Raw genomic sequence first — 15,543 nt, 5'->3', positions numbered from 1 at the left:
CAATTGCCCCGAGACGGGCGTGGCTGCCTTCGGTCCGACGGCGTCAACGGCCTAGATTTGATGACATGCTCAGACCGCTTGCTGTCGGAAAGAACATCACGGACCCGCGCGTTCTCCTGCGTGTGCTGATTGTGGGAGCACTCCTCATGCTTGCGGCGCTGGGTACGTGGGTGGGCGCGGACTCTGCGCGCGCCGAGCCGCCGATGCGACTACCCGACCAGGTCACCGACCCCGCCGACGCGCTCTCGTCGTCGGATCGCACGCGGGTGCAGCAAGCCGTCGAGACGCTTTATAGCGAACACGGCGTGCAGTTGTGGGTCGTCTACGTCAAGACATTCAACGGTCTGGGCAGCGAGCAGTGGGGCTCGCAGACCGTGCAGATGAGCGACCTCGGCGAGCACGACGTACTCCTCGCCGTCGCCACCGACGACCGCGCGTACCGCTTCGACGCACCCGATTCGGTCGACGGTCTCGACCGTTCGACGCTGGATTCGATCGCCAAGGACAACATCGTGCCCGCGCTCAAGAAGTCGGACTGGCCGGGCGCGGCCGTCGGCGCCGCGAACGGTCTCGGCTCGGCACTCACGCCGTCGCACACCGCCGCGATCGTCACCGGAGCGGTCGGTGGTGTCGCGGTCGTCGGCGGCGGTGGCGCCTACCTCTATTCGCGGCGGCGTCGAAAGCAGAAGTTCGAGTCGCAGCTCGACTCCGTTCGCGAACAGGAACTCACCGGCGACGAACTGCTGTCACAGCCGATCGAAGTACTCGAACCCTGGTCGCGCGAGGTCTTGACCGACACCGACAACGCGATCCGCACCAGCGAGGAGGAGCTGCGGTTGGCCGTCGACGAGTTCGGTCCAGCCCAGACCGCACCCTTCACGCAGGCACTCGACGCAGCGAAACGTGGTCTCGCGACATCGTTCTCGCTTCGACAACGACTCGACGACGACATCCCGGAGACACCCGACGAACGACGCTCGATGTTGGTGCAGATCATCACAACCTGCACCGACGTCGACGCCGCACTCGACGAACAGGTCTCGGCCTTCGACGAGATGCGCAACCTGTTGATCAACGCCGACACCCGATTCGCTCAGATCACGCAGCAACTCGTCGCGCTGCGAGCACGCCTCGAAGGTGCGGCCGGCCAACTCACGACGCTGACACAGAAGTACGGCGCATCGACTCTGCACTCGATCGAGCACAACGTCGACCTTGCCGCGCAGGAGATCGGGTTTGCCGAGAGCAGCGCGGATCAGGGTCGTGCGGCGATCGCGCGTCCCGTCGGCGAGCAGGGTGCAGCCGTTGCCGCGATCCGCTCGGCGGAGGGCGCCATCGGCCAGGCCGACAAGCTCCTCGACGCGATCGACAACGCCGACAACAACATCGCCGCCGCGCACACCCAGCTTCCCGCGCTGATCGCCGAGGTCGAGGGCGAGTTGCAGGAGGCGTCCGGGCTGTCGACGGATGGCGGGCCAGAGTTGGCGACAGCGGTCGCATCGGCCACCACGGCACTCGAACGCGCCAAGTCCGGGACAGACCAGGACCTATTGGGAGTGTTCACCGCACTGGTCGACGCCGACGCCGACCTCGACGACGCGCTCGATGCCGCCCGCGGCGCATTGGCACAGCGCAAGCAGCGAACCGAAGTACTCACCGCTGCGCTGACCAGCGCGCAGGCCAAGGTCACCGCGGCGTCGGACTTCATTTCAACTCGACGCGGCGCCATCGGGTCGACCGCACGCACCCGCCTCGCCGAAGCGCAGCGCCTGCTGCAGTCGGCCAACACGACCGCGCAGAGCGACCCCACGGCGTCGACCGACGCGGCGCGTCGAGCCGGCTCGCTCGCCGACCAGGCACTCATGGCCGCACAGGGCGACGTGGTGAGTTGGCAGCAGAGTCAGCAGCCGCGATCGAGCACCGGATCAGCGGCCACGGGCGCGGTACTCGGCGGCATCCTGGTCGACAGCTTCCTGCGCGGATCGATGCGCGGCGGCGGCTACGGCGGAGGGTTCGGGGGTGGCTTCGGCGGCGGTGGCTACACCAGCGGCGGCGGCCGCAGCCCCGGCTCGTTCGGCGGGTCGTCGAGCTCGGGCCGCATCGGCGTCGGGGGCCGGTTCTAGGCTCGGGTTCGGTCGGGCTGGCGCTGCGCAGAAAGTGACGCCCTGTGGGCCGCTCGCATGTACCGGTACGTGTGGGTGAGCCGAGGGGTGCGGTTTTCTGCGGGCGCCCGGTTGCCGTGCGCGCCCCGGTGACTGCGCGCCACGCTACTGCGGCTCCGGCCGTCGCGCGCCACGCTTCTGCGGGCCGGTTGCCGCACCCCGCAGAAAGTTACGTCCGGTGGGCCGCTCGCGTGTACCGGTACGTGTGGAAGGCCCGAGGGGTGCGGTTTTCTGCACGCTCGAGTGCGGCGCGCGCCCGGTTGCTGCAGTCTGCGCGCGCCCGCCTGCTGCACGCGCCACGTTGCTGCACGCTCGGCCACTGCGCGCGCGGGCGCGCCGCAGTCCGCAGAAAGTTACGTCCCGCGGGTCACTCGCATGTACCGGTACGTGCGGGTGACCCGAGGGGTGCGGTTTTCTGCGCGCTCCCGGACGCTCCTACGCCGACTTCCGCCCGAAGCCCAGGTACGCGATCGGGCCGATGTAGTTGATGAAACTCGCTGCGGCCCAGGCCTTCTTGGGGCCGCGTACCTGCTCGGCGGGGCGCTTCTTGAGGTCGCGTAGGGCGTAGCCCTGCAGCGCGAACTGTGCGACGGCGGCGACGCTGATCAGTGCGCGCTTCGCAGGGGTGAGCTTCTTCTTCGTGTCACGAGTCACAGCGCCACACTACCGTTCGACCTTTTATTTCATAAGCCTAAGTATTAGAGTTACTAAACGTGACCGAGAACAGTGCAGACATCGCCCGAGCGCTTCGCCCCTCCGTGACGCGGCTCTACCTGGCGTTGCGTCGGCACACCCCGATTCCCGAGTACACGGCTGCTCAGGCGTCGGCGCTGGCCACGATCGTCGACCACGAGCCGATGCGGATGGGCGAACTCGCCGAGCGCGAGTCCATCCGGATGCCAACGGCAACAGCCCTGGTCGACGGCCTGTGCAAGAGCGGACTGGTGGTTCGCTCGCCCGATCCCGATGACCGACGCGCCGTGCTGGTGCGGCTCACCGACCACGGGCACGAGGTTCTCGAGCGGGTTCGGGGGCAACGCGAAGACGCGCTCGCCGCGGCACTCGAACGACTTTCCGACGACGACCGAGCGCGGCTCGCCGCGGCCGCCCCCGCATTTCGGGCACTGCACGCGGAGCTCGAGGGGACGCCGTCCCCGACCCCGGCGAAGTAAAAGCAGCGGCGAAGTAGCAGTCCCCAAGGCTGCAGCCCCAAAGACTTTAGTAAGCAACAACTTTCGACTGAACACGAGGTAGATGTGACAACCACGACGGAGAAGCCGACGCAGTCGGCGCCAGAGGAGCACTCCCATTCACTGATCGAGACCTTCAAGGGTCAGCCCCGGGCCGTGTGGGTGACCGCGTTCGCTGCGGTCATCGCCTTCATGGGCATCGGCCTCGTCGATCCGATCCTCAACACGATCCGCGAGGAACTGAACGCGCCGCCGTCGAAGCTGACGCTGCTCTTCGCCGTCTACCTGGGCGTGCAGGTGATCGCCATGCTGATCACCGGTTGGGCCGCGTTCCGCTACGGACCCAAGCGCACGCTGACCGTCGGCCTCGCGCTGATCGTCATCGCAGCGGGCGTCTCGACGTTCGCGGGCAACATCGACCACCTCATCGCGATGCGCGTGCTCTGGGGTCTGGGCAACGCGCTGTTCATGGCGACGGCGCTGGCATTCATCGTCGGCGCGGCCAAGGGCGGGCAGCACGGCGCGATCCTGCTGTACGAGGCCGCGCTCGGCGTCGGCCTGGCCGTCGGTCCGCTGCTCGGAGCACTGCTCGGAGCGTGGACGTGGCGTGCACCGTTCGCGGGTACCGCCGTCCTCATGCTGATCGGTGCTGTGCTGTGTGCGTTCATGCTGCCGGCCGACGGTCCGCGCTCAGAACGTGTCGCGGTCAGCATTGTCGACCCGCTCAAGGCGCTGCGTAACCGCACGTTGCTGCTGACGTCGATCGGCTCGGCGTTCTACACCGGCGCACTGTTCACGGTCATCGCCTACGCGCCACTTGCCATGGGCCTCAAGCCGATTCCGGCGGGCATGGTGTTCTTCGGCTGGGGTCTGTTGACCGCACTCTCGGGTGTCTTCGTCGGGCCGCGGCTCGCCGAGTGGATCGGACAGCGCGGTGGCGTGATGACCGCGATCGTCGGCTACGGCGTCGTGATGGCGCTCGCAGCGGTCGGTGTCGCCACCGACCAGGTGTGGCTGACCGGACTCGCGATCGTGCTCTCGGGTCTCCCGTCGGGCATCCTCAACACGCTGTTCACCGGCGTCGCTATGTCGTCGGCTGATCCCAACAAGCCGCGCTCGGTTGCCAGTGCGGGCTACAGCTTCCTGCGTTGGATGGGCGGCGCGGCGTCGGCCGTGTTGGTCGCCTACCTCGCGGAGTGGTTCGCTCCGGCGGCCCCGTTCTGGTTCGCCGTCGGCTACTGTGCCGTCGCCGTGATCGCGGTCGGGTTCGTGCAGTCGAAGAAGGCGGAGTCGCACCACGTCGACGAGGATGCCGCGCTGGTCGGTGCGGAAGAGTTCTGAGTCTCCCCTGATACGAAAGAGGTTGCCCCGCGGTCCACTCCGGACCGCGGGGCAACCTTCGTCTTATGGCACGTCGACTCATGCGGAGCGTCGACCTGTACGGAGCCGCAGTCAGTCGAGCCAGTCGAGCACCGACGCCGCGGTCCAGCTCTGCTGCATGCTGCCGAGCGCTTCGCCGGTGAAGGGCTCGTAGTACTCGGCGAACGCGCCGTCGGTTGCCTGCCGTAAGCCCTCTTCACGGAGGCGGGCGGAGCGTTCGGTCCACCCGCGGCGTGCAAATGCCCAGCTGAACAGCCACGTCATCACGGGCCAGACCGGGCCGCGCCAATACTCGCGTGGGCGGAAGTCGGCCGAGATCGGCGACGTCGACGGCGGGACGCTGAACCTCAGGTCGGGGTGTCCGCAGAAGCGCGGGCCGTCGAAAAGTCGTAGGAGTGCTCGTTCCCGATCACGGGACAGCCCGCCGCACAGCAGGGGCGCAAAGACCGCGATGGTCTCGGAGTTGATCCACTGCCCCGCGCGCAGATCGAAATCACGCGCGGCACCGTTGCGGTCGTTCGCGGCAGCCACCACGCCGGCCTTGAACCGATCCGACCACGCCCGCAGGTCTCGCACGTCAGCGCGCGGCTTGGAGTAGTCCTCTCCGATCGTCGCGAGAACATCGCATGCGACGGCGAAGATCGCACTGACGAAGACGTCCTCGACCATGAAACTCATGACCTTGGGCAGGACCTCGTCGTCGTAGTGCGCTCGTTTCATCTCTTCGACGAGCCAGATGTAGCGGTCGTATTCGAGATCGGTCGGGCGCATCGAGAGGTCGGTGACGTGCTCGAGGTCGGCGCGGGTGTAGGGCGGCAGATCCTCGCCGGGGACGACACGCGAGTACGGACCGTCCCAGCGCGGCGAGTTGTCCATTCCCGATTCCCAGCCGTGGTAGATCGTGACGCGACCGCGCCCGAGCGGATCGCGTGCGTGGGCGAGCCAACGATGCCACCGCATCAGCGCGCCCCACCGGCGGTCGATGAACTCGTTCGCGACGGCCCGCGTCGAACGGCCGTGTCGTCGTGAGTGATCCAGGATGCGCTGCACCGCGATCGCGTGCACCGGCGGCTGCGTGATGCCAGACGTCTCCGGATAGTCGGGTGCGGCGTCGGCCAGGCGCGAGCACTCCCATCGACCGGGGCCGGGGAAATACCCATCACGCCCGTTGGCGAAAACGATGTGCGGGATCATGCCGTTCGACCACTGCGCCGAGAGCAATGTGTCCATCTCGATGACGGCACGCTCGACGCTCAGCGGTGCGAGACCAACCGTCACGAACGCCGCGTCCCAGCTCCACATGTGCGGGTAGAGACGGGGTGCCGCGCTGGTCATCGTGCCCAGATCGTTTCCGCGGAGCAGATACGCGGCTCGTGCCGACAACTGCGTTGGGGTGAATCCATACCTGGCCACGCGTTGATTCTGCACTGCCTCGACTGTCCTCGCCGCTCGAGGTCGTCGGTCGTGACCGCCGGTACGGTTGGACGCGTGCCAACCGCATTGATCACCGGAGCAAGCCGCGGACTCGGCGAGCAGATCGCCCGACAACTCGCACCGACCCACACGTTGATTCTCGGCGGCAGACCGTCGGCCGCACTCGACGCGCTCGCCGCGGAGCTGGGTGCCACGACATTCGCCGTCGAACTCACCGACCACGCTTCGGTTGCCGCGGCCGCGGAGTCAATACCGTCGCTGGACGTACTGGTCCATAGCGCGGGAGTCGGTTCGACGCTGCGCACTGTCGCCGAGACAGCCGTCGACGAATGGCGTCACGTGCTCGAGGTGAATCTCGTTGCCGCGGCCGAGGTGACGCGTGTGCTGCTCCCCGCGCTGCGGGCGGCGCAGGGTCACGTCGTGTTCATCAACTCGGGCGCGGGGATTCGCGCCAACCCCGGTTGGGGCGCGTACGCCGCGAGCAAGTTCGGGCTGCGCGCGCTGGCCGACGCCCTGCGCGGCGAGGAGACCGCGCTGCGCGTGACGTCGGTGTTCCCCGGGCGAATCGACACCGACATGCAGCGCGAGCTGGTCGCGATCGAGGGCGACGACTACGACGCGTCGAAGTTCCTGAAGCCCTCGACGGTCGCGGGCGCGGTGGTCACCGCTATCCACACCCCCGCCGACGCGCACCCCACCGAGATCGTGCTGCGGCCGACCGGGCGTGGGTGATCTCGACAGGCTCGATCAGCGAGGGTAGCGCTCGATCAGCGGCTGGCTCCTTCCCGCTGGTCGAGCGGGCGCGAGCGCAGCGAGCACCCTGGTCGAGACCACTCCCCCGGGCGGGTGATCTCGACAAGCTCGATCAGCAGGGATAACGCTCGATCTGCGAGGGGTTCCGCTCGATCAACGGGCGGCTCGTTGCCGCTGGTCGAGCGGGCGCGAGCGCAGCGAGCACCCTGGTCGAGACCACTCTCCGCCGCGAGTGATCTCGACAAGCTCGATCAGCGGGGATAGCTCGATCAGCGGGGGTAGCCCTCGATCGGCGGGAACTCCCTACAGCTGCTTGAGGTCGCTCGGCTCCCAGACGGCGCGCATGGAGGAGATCTTGCCGTCGGCGTCGAAGACCATGATGTCGATCGGAGTGATCTCGAACCGCATGTCGGACTTGCCGGTGACGAGCGTGAACTCGAAGACCGCGGTGTCGCCCGCGATCTTCTTCCAGTTCAGGGTGGCGACGTGCTCGTCCATGCCGGTGATGATCGAGTAGAACTCGACGAGCTGCTCGCGGGTGTTGCGGATGTCGGCACCGATCGGGTCCTCCACCGTCGCGTCTGCGGCGAAGAGATCCGCGATCTGCTCGGCGGTGCCGTTGGTGAGCAGATCGATGTACGCACCTACGGCGGCGTTGATCTTGCTCGACAGCTCGGTCTGTTCTTGTTCGACGGTCATACTTGGTCTCCAAATCTAGAACGTGTTCTACTTTGGAGACAAAGTATCAGTCGAGGCGCTCGTAGATGGTGGCGTTCGCGATTCCGCCCGCCTCGCACATGGTCTGCAGCACGAAGCGCCCGCCGCGCTGTTCGAGCGCGTTGATGGCGGTCGCGGCGATGCGTGCACCGCTCGCGCCGAGCGGATGCCCGATCGCGATCGCGCCGCCGTTGACGTTCACGCGGTCCAGGTCGACGTCGAGTTCCTTTGCCCAGGCGAGCACCACGGACGCGAACGCCTCGTTGACCTCGAACAGGTCGATGTCGTCGAGGCTCAGTCCCGCGCGGGCCAGCACCTTGCGGGTCGCGGGAATGATCGCGGTGAGCATGAGCAGCGGGTCGTCGCCGACGACGGCGAACGAGTGCACGCGCGCCCGAGGTCGCAGTCCGAGCTGTCGCGCCCGCTCCTCGTTCATCACCAGGACAGCCGCCGAGCCGTCGTTGATCTGGCTCGCGTTGGCCGCTGTCACGTTCCAGCCGATCTGCGGGAATCGTTGCGCGATCGCCTCGTCGTAGTAGGCGGGACGAAGGCCTGCGAGTGTGTCGAGCGTCGAGCCGACGCGGATCCCCTCGTCTGTGGTCAGCCCCGCAAGCGGGACGATCTCGTTGTCGAAGAGTCCGTTCTTGGTCGCTGCGGCGGCCAGTTCGTGTGAGCGCAGGGCGAACTCGTCCATCTCGGTGCGCGAGATGCCCCACTTGGCTGCGATCAGCTCCGCCGAGATACCCTGCCCGACAAGCCCTTCGGGGTAGCGTTCGTCGAATGCCACGCCGTTGAGGTCGTCGGTGCCAAATGCCGCCGAGCCCATCGGTACCCGCGACATCGATTCGACGCCCGCACCGACCACCACGTCGTAGGCGCCCGCGATGACTCCCTGCGCCGCGAATGCGATCGCCTGTTGCCCACTGCCGCACTGCCTGTCGAGCGAGACGCCGGGCACCGACTCCGGGTAGCCCGCCGCCAACAACCCTCGACGTGCGATGTTGAGGCTCTGCTCACCGACCTGCGTGACAACGCCGGTGATCACATCGTCGATGTCGGAGGGATCAATTGCATTGCGTGACAGTAGTTCCCGCAGCGGGTGAGCCAGGAGGTCGACCGGGTGTACGTCGTGCAGAGCGCCCGTCGGCTTGCCCTTGCCGACCGGAGTACGCACCGCGTCGACGATGACTGCTGTGTTCATGACCTTCATACCTTTCGTGGGGGTGAATCATGTTGTGCCCGAGACTGTTCGGGCGGAGCGGTGCAGTGATAGCAAAACCGCAAGACCACTAGACCGGATCAACCGATGTTCGACGCCGCGACCGCGCGAGCCTGACCGGATGTGCGGCGCACAAGCGGGCCGAGTGCGAGAATCGTTGCGCCTGCGGCGAAAGCCGCGCAGACCCACCAGGTTCCCGTCGTGACCCCCGCGCCGAGCATGGCGACCAGCGCACTGGTGCCGATCGTCGTACCCAGCTGTCGCGACATCGTGATCACCGCGCTGCCTCGGCCGGCGATGGCAGCGTCGAGTCCGCTTGTGGCGGTGGCGATCAACGCCGGAATGACCAGCCCGACGCCGAATCCGCCGAGGAGCCAGCCGGGCAGGAAACCGGCGGCGTAGTTGGGATCGGACGCGTCGGTGCTGATTCCGATCAGCACCATTCCGATGGCCCACAGGCCCGCTCCCGCGGCGGCGAGCAACCACGGTGAGACCGTGGTTGCCATTCGGGAGACCAGCACCGCCGCCACAGGCACCATCAGCGGGCCGGGCGCGACTGCCAGGCCGCTGCGGATCACCGAATAGCCCCAGCCCTTCTGCAGCAACAGGATTCCGTCGAGCAGGCCGGCGGCGAAAGCGATGCTGAACAGGAGCATCGCTGCCGTTCCGAACGAGAACTCCGGGCGCGAGAACAACCTTGTGGGGATCAGCGGGTCGTCGGATCGCCGATCGATGAAGACGAAAGCCACACCCAGGATCACGGCAGCGACGAGCACGGCGATCGCGCGCGCTGAACCCCAACCCCACTCGTCGCCCTGCACCAGGTAGAGGACGCCGAGCGCGCTCGAGGCCGCGAGTAGCACGGCGCCCGTGAGCATTCCGACCGAGACGGCAGCGCCGGAGCGTTGTTGCTGCACACCGGAGTCGCGTCCGAAGACCCGAACTGCCGCGATCACGAACGCGATTCCGATCGGCACGTTGATCAGAAATGCTGCACGCCAGGAGAATTCGACGAGAATACCGCCGACGACCGGCCCGAGCGCCGCCGCCATCCCCGACGTCGCGGCCCAGATGCGCACCGCACCTGCCCGACGCTCCGGTGGCACCGACGTCACCAGCAGCGCCAGGCTCGCGGGTGTGAGCGCTGCCGCGCCGACGGCCTGCAGCACTCGCGCGGCGATGAGCACACCGAGTGTCGGTGCGCATGCCGCGAGGGCGCTTGCCGCGGTGAAAACGACGACTCCACCGATGAAGCCGCGGCGGTTGCCCAGCCTGTCGCTCGCGGCTCCCAGCGGGATGAGAAGTGCGGCGTAGACGATCGCATAGGCCGAGAGCGTCCAACTGACCGCGGTGAGCTGCGCGCCGCCGAAGTCCTCGGCGATGTCGTCGAATGCCACGTTGACCACGAAGAGGTCGAGTGCGACCAGGAACGGCGCGCCGCACGCGACCGCGAGAAGAGCACCGGCGCTGTGCCGTCGTTCGCTCTGGCTTTTGTTTTCCATAGTCAGACTGTTTACCCGCTGACTATGACATCGTCAAGTCAGCTAGACTGTGGGTATGGAGTTACGTGGACCTCTGGCCGAAAGGGACAACTGGACAGCGGATCGGTGCTCGATCGACAAAGCCATGGGCGTGATCGGCACCCGATCCGCGATGCTCATCCTGCGTGAAGCGTTCTACGGGGCAACACGATTCGACGAGTTCGCGCGCCGCGTCGGAATCACCGACGCCGTCGCGTCGGCTCGGCTGCGAGAACTCACCGAGGCGGGGCTGTTCGAGAAGGTCCCCTACCGCGAGCCCGGCCAGCGCGTCCGCAACGAGTACCGCCTCACCGAGCAGGGCCGCGGGCTACTGCCGGTGATCGTCGCGCTCATGCAGTGGGGCGACCGGTACCTCCAGCCCAGCGGGGCCCCGCTCGACCTGACCGACACCGACGGCGAGCCCATTCATGCCGCTGTCGTCGGACCCGACGGCACCGAACTCGGACCCGACGACATCTCGCTCGCACTCCATCGCAAGTAGCGATCACCCACGACCTCACCCTTCATCTGAGAAACCGACAATCTGGGCCGTGCCGTCGGCGGTTTGATAAGTTCGCCCTCGCAACGGACGGCTACGGATGGCCGCTGTTGAGAGCTCAGCGCGGGAACCAGCCGGGGACCACGAACAGCACGGGATGAGGGGGTCGCGATGGACGCACGCTCCCTGAACCCGCCTGTGCGGGGATTCGCGCCGTGAGCGTGCTGCTGCTGGCCGACGGCCTGCATCCCGACAACGACACTGCCCGACGCTGGGCCGACGACGAACTGTCGAAGCCGGAGTATCACGAGCAGGCCACCACGCCCGCGCAGCCGCCTGAGCCCAGACGGAACTTCTTCTCCGTCCTCTACGACTTCTTCACCGGCGGACCAGCTCCGGACACGACGCTGATCGTGACCATCGTTGTCGTGGTGTTGGTGCTCATCGCACTCGTGGCTTTCGCGATCTTCTTCGTGCGACGCACCCCTCGGGCGCGGCGCACCGAAACGTCGGCTCCCCTCGCCGACCTGACACTCAAGTCCGGCGAATACCGTTCGGCCGCAGAGGAACTCCTCGATAGGGGCGATCCTGACGGTTGCGTGCGCGAAGCGATGCGCGCACTCGCCCGACGGGGCATCGAACGCGGGTACATCGTCGCGGCACCGTCGTTGACCGCTCGCGAGGCGTCGCGTCGACTCGGCATCGCCTTCGACGACAAGCGCGGCCAACTCCGTTGGGCCGCTGAACTTTTCGACGCCGTCGAGTACGGCTACCGACACGCCGACCACGCGCAGGCGCAGGCCATGCTCGAGCTGGAACGCTCGATCCGTAGGGGCCGCGCGCGGTCTGACACGGACCACGTTTCCGTGGCTGGCGAGAACATAACGCACGGCGACATGACGAACGACGATGTGGCGGCCGGCCGGTGAGCGCACCCGTGAGCGCGCCGCCCGCGGCTCCCGAGGGCCGGTCCGGCCCAGCTCCGTCGCGTCCACGAAATCGACGTCGAACCTGGTTGATCGTCCTCGGAGTCGTGGTTGCTGTGCTGATCGTCGTGCTTGTCGCCGCCCTCGCGCTGGGCGGCGCGCCGTCGTCGAAGCCGAAGCCGCCGACGCCGAGCAACTCGGTGGCGGGCGATCCCGACAACCTCGGGCCGACGGGTGCCCGTGCCGTCACGAAGGTGATCAGCGACCACGGTGTCGACGTCACCGTGGCGCGGGGACTCGACGAACTCCGCGATCGCACGACACCGGGCGCCGACGATACCGTCGTCCTGAGCGGATCCGGCGCTCTCACCCCGGCCAACGCGTCGTACCTCCTCGACAAGTTCCGCGGCGTCAAGCGGGTGATCCTGCTGCAACCGTCCGGCAGCGCGATCGAGGCGCTAGGGCTGCCGGTGACCGTTTCACTGATCGCGCAAACCCGATCAACGGCAGCGTGCTCGCTCCTCGGGATCGCCCCCGACGACGTCATCTCGTCACAAGGCATCGGCTTGGGTTCGCACTCCTCGGCCGCCAGGTACACGCCGACGCAGCCAGCGGCATCCTGCTTTCCCGACGACACCGGCACCGGTTCAGATGTGGCCGATCAGCCGGGACAGATCGTCGTGGTACCCGCGACGAGCTCGCACCCCGAGATCGTCGTGACCGACGGCGACTTCTGGCAGAACGCCACCCTCGCCGAGAACGACAATGCGGGCGTTGCCCTCCGCGTGCTCGCCTCCTCCGGTCGACTCATCTGGTTCATTCCGAGCTTTGGCGATCGACCACCTGAACCGGGTGAGCCCGACACCGACCCGCGTTCTCAGATTCCGCGTTGGATCGGCCCCGGATTCCTGCTGGCAACATTCGCTGTCTTCGCGCTGATGCTCTGGCGTGGACGACGATTCGGCCCCATGGTCACCGAGCCGCTACCCGCCGTCGTCAAGGCGATCGAGACCACCCAGGCCCGCGGACGCCTCTACCATCGCGCCGGAGCCGATACGCGCGCGGCAGCGATCCTGCGCATCCGCACCATCTCGCGCATCGCCGGGTACCTCGGACTCCACTACGACCCAGTGCACGCTCTTGACGCGCTCGACGCCTCCGACGAACGCGATGACTCGGGCGTATGGGCACCGGACGGTTCCGACTCGTCTGTCGCCGCGATCATCAGCGTCGCGGCAGCGGCGACACACCGAGACGCCCGCGACGTCGCACGACTCCTGACCGGCCCGTTGCCCGAGGGCGACGATGCGCTGGTCGTCTTCACCACTGAATTGACCGCTCTAGAGAAGGAAGTCCGGGGCACACCATGACCGCACCCTCAACTCCGCCACACTCGACTTCGCCGGCACCCCCGCGGCCCGCGTCGTATCCGCCTGTGGCGGGCGGCAAGACGGCTTCGCCAGGCGCAGATGAATTCTCGACGTCCGCGCGTGCCCGACTGAATGCGGTACGTGCCGAAGTCGGCAAAGCCGTTGTCGGACAGGATACTGCGGTCTCCGGGATGCTGATCGCGCTGCTGTGTCGCGGTCACATTCTGCTCGAAGGCGTTCCGGGAGTGGCCAAGACACTGCTGGTGCGGTCTGTCGCTGCTGCCCTCGACGTCGACACCACGCGCGTGCAGTTCACCCCCGACCTGATGCCCGGCGACGTCACCGGATCACTGATCTTCGACGCCACGGCGTCGGAGTTCAGTTTCCGGGAAGGTCCGGTGTTCACCAATCTGCTTCTCGCGGACGAGATCAACCGAACGCCACCCAAGACGCAGGCGTCGCTGCTCGAAGCGATGGAAGAAGCGCAGGTATCCGTCGACGGGGTGCCGCGCGCCCTGCCCGAGCCGTTCCTCGTCGCGGCGACCCAGAACCCCGTCGAATACGAGGGCACCTATCCGCTTCCGGAGGCGCAGCTCGACCGATTCCTGCTGAAGGTCACCCTGCCGATTCCACCGCGCGATGACGAGATCACCGTATTGGCAAGGCACGCAGCGGGATTCGATCCGCACGATCTGGCTGCTGCCGGTCTGCGACCGGTCGCATCGGGCTCCGATGTGATCGCGGGCGCCGCAGCGGTGCGACGGGTGGCCGTGGCACCGCAGATCGCCGCCTACATCGTCGACATCGCCCGGGCGACCAGGATGTCGCCGTCGCTCTCGCTCGGGGTCAGCCCGCGCGGTGCCACCGCGCTCCTCGGCACGAGTCGCGCGTGGGCGTGGCTGAACGGACGTGACTTCGTCACACCCGACGACGTGCAGATGATGGCGCAAGCGACTCTTGCGCACCGCCTTTCGCTGCGTCCGGAGGCCGAACTCGAGGGAGTCTCGGTCGGCGCGGTGCTGGCTGCGGCGATCGGTTCCGTTCCCGTCCCACGCTGATGGTCATCACCGGCCGCTTCTTCGCGCTCGTCCTCGCGGGGGCCATTCCGACGGTGTTGTTCCCGCACTACTGGGTGGTGTTGGCCTGGGTCGCGTTATGCGTCGCGCTACTGGTGGTCGACCTCGCCGTCGTCGGAAACCCCACGCGCACTCTCGAATTACGTCGAGTGCCGTGCGGTCCGGTTCAGCTCGGCCAATCGACCCAGACGACGCTGCTGGTGCGCAACTTGTCGGGCAGTCGATTTCGCGGTCTGATCCGCGACGCATGGCAGCCGTCCGCAGGCGCGGACCCGACGACGCCACGGCCGGTGAATCTTGGCCCACAGCAATCAGAGTCGATGACGACGACCCTCACACCCACCCGCCGCGGTGACCGACTGGCCGTCGGCGTGACAGTTCGACGACTCAGTCCGCTCGGACTCTGCGCCCGACAGCGCACCGTCGTCGTTCCGGGCTTCGTACGTGCGCTGCCCGTCTTCACCGCGCGCAAGCATTTGCCCTCGCGGCTGGCGTACCTGCGGCAGCTCGACGGCCGGTCAGCTGTGCGCACCCGCGGTCAGGGCACCGAATTCGACTCCCTGCGTGACTATGTCGAGGGCGACGACGTACGCAGCATCGACTGGCGTGCCACCGCTCGACGTCGCTCCGTCGTCGTCCGCACGTGGCAACCGGAGAAGGACCGGCACATCGTGATCGTGCTCGACACATCGCGGACGTCGGCCGGTCGTGTCGGTGACGCGCCGCGACTCGACGCCGCGATGGATGCGGCGCTGCTCCTGGCGTCGCTTGCTTCGCACGCGGGCGATCGGGTCGACTTCATCGCGGGCGACCGCGTCGTGCATCGCAGGGTCATCGGAGCGCCACGCACAACGTTGCTGAGCGACTTCGTGACCGCGATGGCGCCGCTCGAACCCGCTCTGGTGGAAGCAGATTGGCCGATGCTGTGCACCGAGGTGAGCAAGGTGTCGCGCCAGAGAGCACTCGTGGTGTTGTTGACACCGCTCGAACCAGCCGCGGTCGAGGAGTCGCTGCTGCCGCCGCTCGCCGCACTCGCACAGCGCTACCAGGTCGTCATCGGATCGGTATCCGACCCCATGCTCGACGAGATGGCTGAACGTCGCGACGACGTCCGCGAGATCTACGACGCCGCTGCAGCGGTGCGCACACTGACGTTGCGGGGCCGCACGGCGTCGGGGTTACGCCGTCTCGGCGTCGACGTCGTGGATGCCGCGCCCGACAAGCTTCCCGCAGCGCTCGCCGACCACTACCTACTGTTGAAGTCGCGCGGAATGCTCTGAGCGGCTTGCCTCCCCGG

At 67.4% G+C, this 15,543-nt stretch carries 14 protein-coding genes; 9 read left to right on the top strand and 5 right to left on the bottom strand.

Annotation, left to right across the window (positions count from 1 at the left end; genetic code table 11):
- The first annotated feature begins 146 nt into the window (after window positions 1–146).
- Window positions 147–2,123 carry a TPM domain-containing protein gene (locus ACRVY7_RS18200; protein WP_431818251.1) on the top strand — a complete coding sequence of 659 codons (1,977 nt, stop codon included), beginning with the start codon at window positions 147–149 and terminating at the stop codon, window positions 2,121–2,123.
- 474 nt (window positions 2,124–2,597) lie between these two features.
- Here ACRVY7_RS18200 and ACRVY7_RS18195 read toward each other — a convergent pair whose 3' ends face one another.
- Entirely contained in the window at window positions 2,598–2,816 is a 219-nt protein-coding gene (locus ACRVY7_RS18195; protein WP_049699233.1) for a membrane protein, read from the bottom strand.
- Window positions 2,817–2,875: 59 nt separating this feature from the next.
- Here ACRVY7_RS18195 and ACRVY7_RS18190 point away from each other — a divergent pair, with 59 nt between their 5' ends.
- Together ACRVY7_RS18190 and ACRVY7_RS18185 are read left to right on the top strand one after the other, a co-directional pair.
- Window positions 2,876–3,334, top strand: coding sequence for a MarR family winged helix-turn-helix transcriptional regulator (locus ACRVY7_RS18190; RefSeq protein ID WP_331436316.1), 459 nt, complete (start codon window positions 2,876–2,878; stop codon window positions 3,332–3,334).
- Window positions 3,335–3,475: 141 nt separating this feature from the next.
- Complete coding sequence (locus tag ACRVY7_RS18185) at window positions 3,476–4,693, top strand: MFS transporter (RefSeq protein ID WP_431818250.1); 1,218 nt, start codon at window positions 3,476–3,478, stop codon at window positions 4,691–4,693.
- A 111-nt stretch (window positions 4,694–4,804) separates the two neighbouring features.
- Here ACRVY7_RS18185 and ggh read toward each other — a convergent pair whose 3' ends face one another.
- Window positions 4,805–6,145 carry a glucosylglycerate hydrolase gene (ggh, locus tag ACRVY7_RS18180; protein WP_049699465.1) on the bottom strand — a complete coding sequence of 447 codons (1,341 nt, stop codon included), beginning with the start codon at window positions 6,143–6,145 and terminating at the stop codon, window positions 4,805–4,807.
- A gap of 75 nt (window positions 6,146–6,220) precedes the next feature.
- Between ggh and ACRVY7_RS18175 the strand changes: the two genes are divergently transcribed.
- Window positions 6,221–6,898 (top strand): SDR family oxidoreductase, encoded by a 678-nt coding sequence (locus ACRVY7_RS18175; protein ID WP_431818093.1) that lies wholly within the window; start codon window positions 6,221–6,223, stop codon window positions 6,896–6,898.
- Between the two features lie 324 nt (window positions 6,899–7,222).
- Here the strand turns inward: ACRVY7_RS18175 and ACRVY7_RS18170 are convergent, their stop codons facing one another.
- The 3 genes from ACRVY7_RS18170 to ACRVY7_RS18160 all read right to left on the bottom strand — a co-directional run bounded on the left by ACRVY7_RS18170 (window position 7,223) and on the right by ACRVY7_RS18160 (window position 10,357).
- Window positions 7,223–7,618: a nuclear transport factor 2 family protein gene (locus ACRVY7_RS18170; protein ID WP_431818092.1), complete on the bottom strand. Its 396-nt coding sequence runs from the start codon at window positions 7,616–7,618 to the stop codon at window positions 7,223–7,225.
- 46 nt (window positions 7,619–7,664) lie between these two features.
- Window positions 7,665–8,837 carry a thiolase family protein gene (locus ACRVY7_RS18165; RefSeq protein WP_431818091.1) on the bottom strand — a complete coding sequence of 391 codons (1,173 nt, stop codon included), beginning with the start codon at window positions 8,835–8,837 and terminating at the stop codon, window positions 7,665–7,667.
- Between the two features lie 98 nt (window positions 8,838–8,935).
- Window positions 8,936–10,357, bottom strand: a complete 1,422-nt coding sequence (locus ACRVY7_RS18160; protein WP_431818090.1) for an MFS transporter — start codon at window positions 10,355–10,357, stop codon at window positions 8,936–8,938.
- A gap of 55 nt (window positions 10,358–10,412) precedes the next feature.
- Here ACRVY7_RS18160 and ACRVY7_RS18155 point away from each other — a divergent pair, with 55 nt between their 5' ends.
- From ACRVY7_RS18155 to ACRVY7_RS18135, 5 genes are all read left to right on the top strand, one after another.
- The gene (locus ACRVY7_RS18155) at window positions 10,413–10,877 is read left to right on the top strand and encodes a winged helix-turn-helix transcriptional regulator (protein WP_431818089.1); all 465 of its coding nucleotides are present in this window, start codon (window positions 10,413–10,415) and stop codon (window positions 10,875–10,877) included.
- Between the two features lie 212 nt (window positions 10,878–11,089).
- On the top strand, window positions 11,090–11,803 hold the full coding sequence (locus tag ACRVY7_RS18150; RefSeq protein WP_431818088.1) for a DUF4129 domain-containing protein: 714 nt from the start codon (window positions 11,090–11,092) through the stop codon (window positions 11,801–11,803).
- A complete protein-coding gene (locus ACRVY7_RS18145; protein ID WP_431818087.1) occupies window positions 11,800–13,170 on the top strand; it encodes a DUF4350 domain-containing protein in 1,371 nt (456 codons plus the stop codon). Before ACRVY7_RS18150 ends, ACRVY7_RS18145 begins: the two co-directional genes overlap by 4 nt.
- Entirely contained in the window at window positions 13,167–14,228 is a 1,062-nt protein-coding gene (locus tag ACRVY7_RS18140; protein ID WP_431818086.1) for an AAA family ATPase, read from the top strand. Before ACRVY7_RS18145 ends, ACRVY7_RS18140 begins: the two co-directional genes overlap by 4 nt.
- Window positions 14,228–15,526: a DUF58 domain-containing protein gene (locus tag ACRVY7_RS18135; RefSeq protein ID WP_431818085.1), complete on the top strand. Its 1,299-nt coding sequence runs from the start codon at window positions 14,228–14,230 to the stop codon at window positions 15,524–15,526. The genes ACRVY7_RS18140 and ACRVY7_RS18135 overlap by 1 nt, the downstream gene beginning before the upstream one ends.
- Window positions 15,527–15,543: the final 17 nt, after the last annotated feature.

Origin of the sequence: Gordonia jacobaea (assembly GCF_965344965.1) — a bacterium.
Lineage (GTDB): Bacteria > Actinomycetota > Actinomycetes > Mycobacteriales > Mycobacteriaceae > Gordonia > Gordonia jacobaea.
This window is presented reverse-complemented; position numbering and strand designations above follow the sequence as displayed.

Bases quoted from the DNA above. Each gene is read 5' to 3' on its own strand.
- ACRVY7_RS18200 (WP_431818251.1), top strand. From the start codon at position 147: ATGCTTGCGGCGCTGGGTACGTGGGTGGGCGCGGACTCTGCGCGCGCC.
- ACRVY7_RS18170 (WP_431818092.1), bottom strand. From the start codon at position 7,618: ATGACCGTCGAACAAGAACAGACCGAGCTGTCGAGCAAGATCAACGCC.
- ACRVY7_RS18165 (WP_431818091.1), bottom strand. From the start codon at position 8,837: ATGAACACAGCAGTCATCGTCGACGCGGTGCGTACTCCGGTCGGCAAG.
- ACRVY7_RS18160 (WP_431818090.1), bottom strand. From the start codon at position 10,357: ATGGAAAACAAAAGCCAGAGCGAACGACGGCACAGCGCCGGTGCTCTT.
- ACRVY7_RS18155 (WP_431818089.1), top strand. From the start codon at position 10,413: ATGGAGTTACGTGGACCTCTGGCCGAAAGGGACAACTGGACAGCGGAT.
- ACRVY7_RS18140 (WP_431818086.1), top strand. From the start codon at position 13,167: ATGACCGCACCCTCAACTCCGCCACACTCGACTTCGCCGGCACCCCCG.
- ACRVY7_RS18135 (WP_431818085.1), top strand. From the start codon at position 14,228: ATGGTCATCACCGGCCGCTTCTTCGCGCTCGTCCTCGCGGGGGCCATT.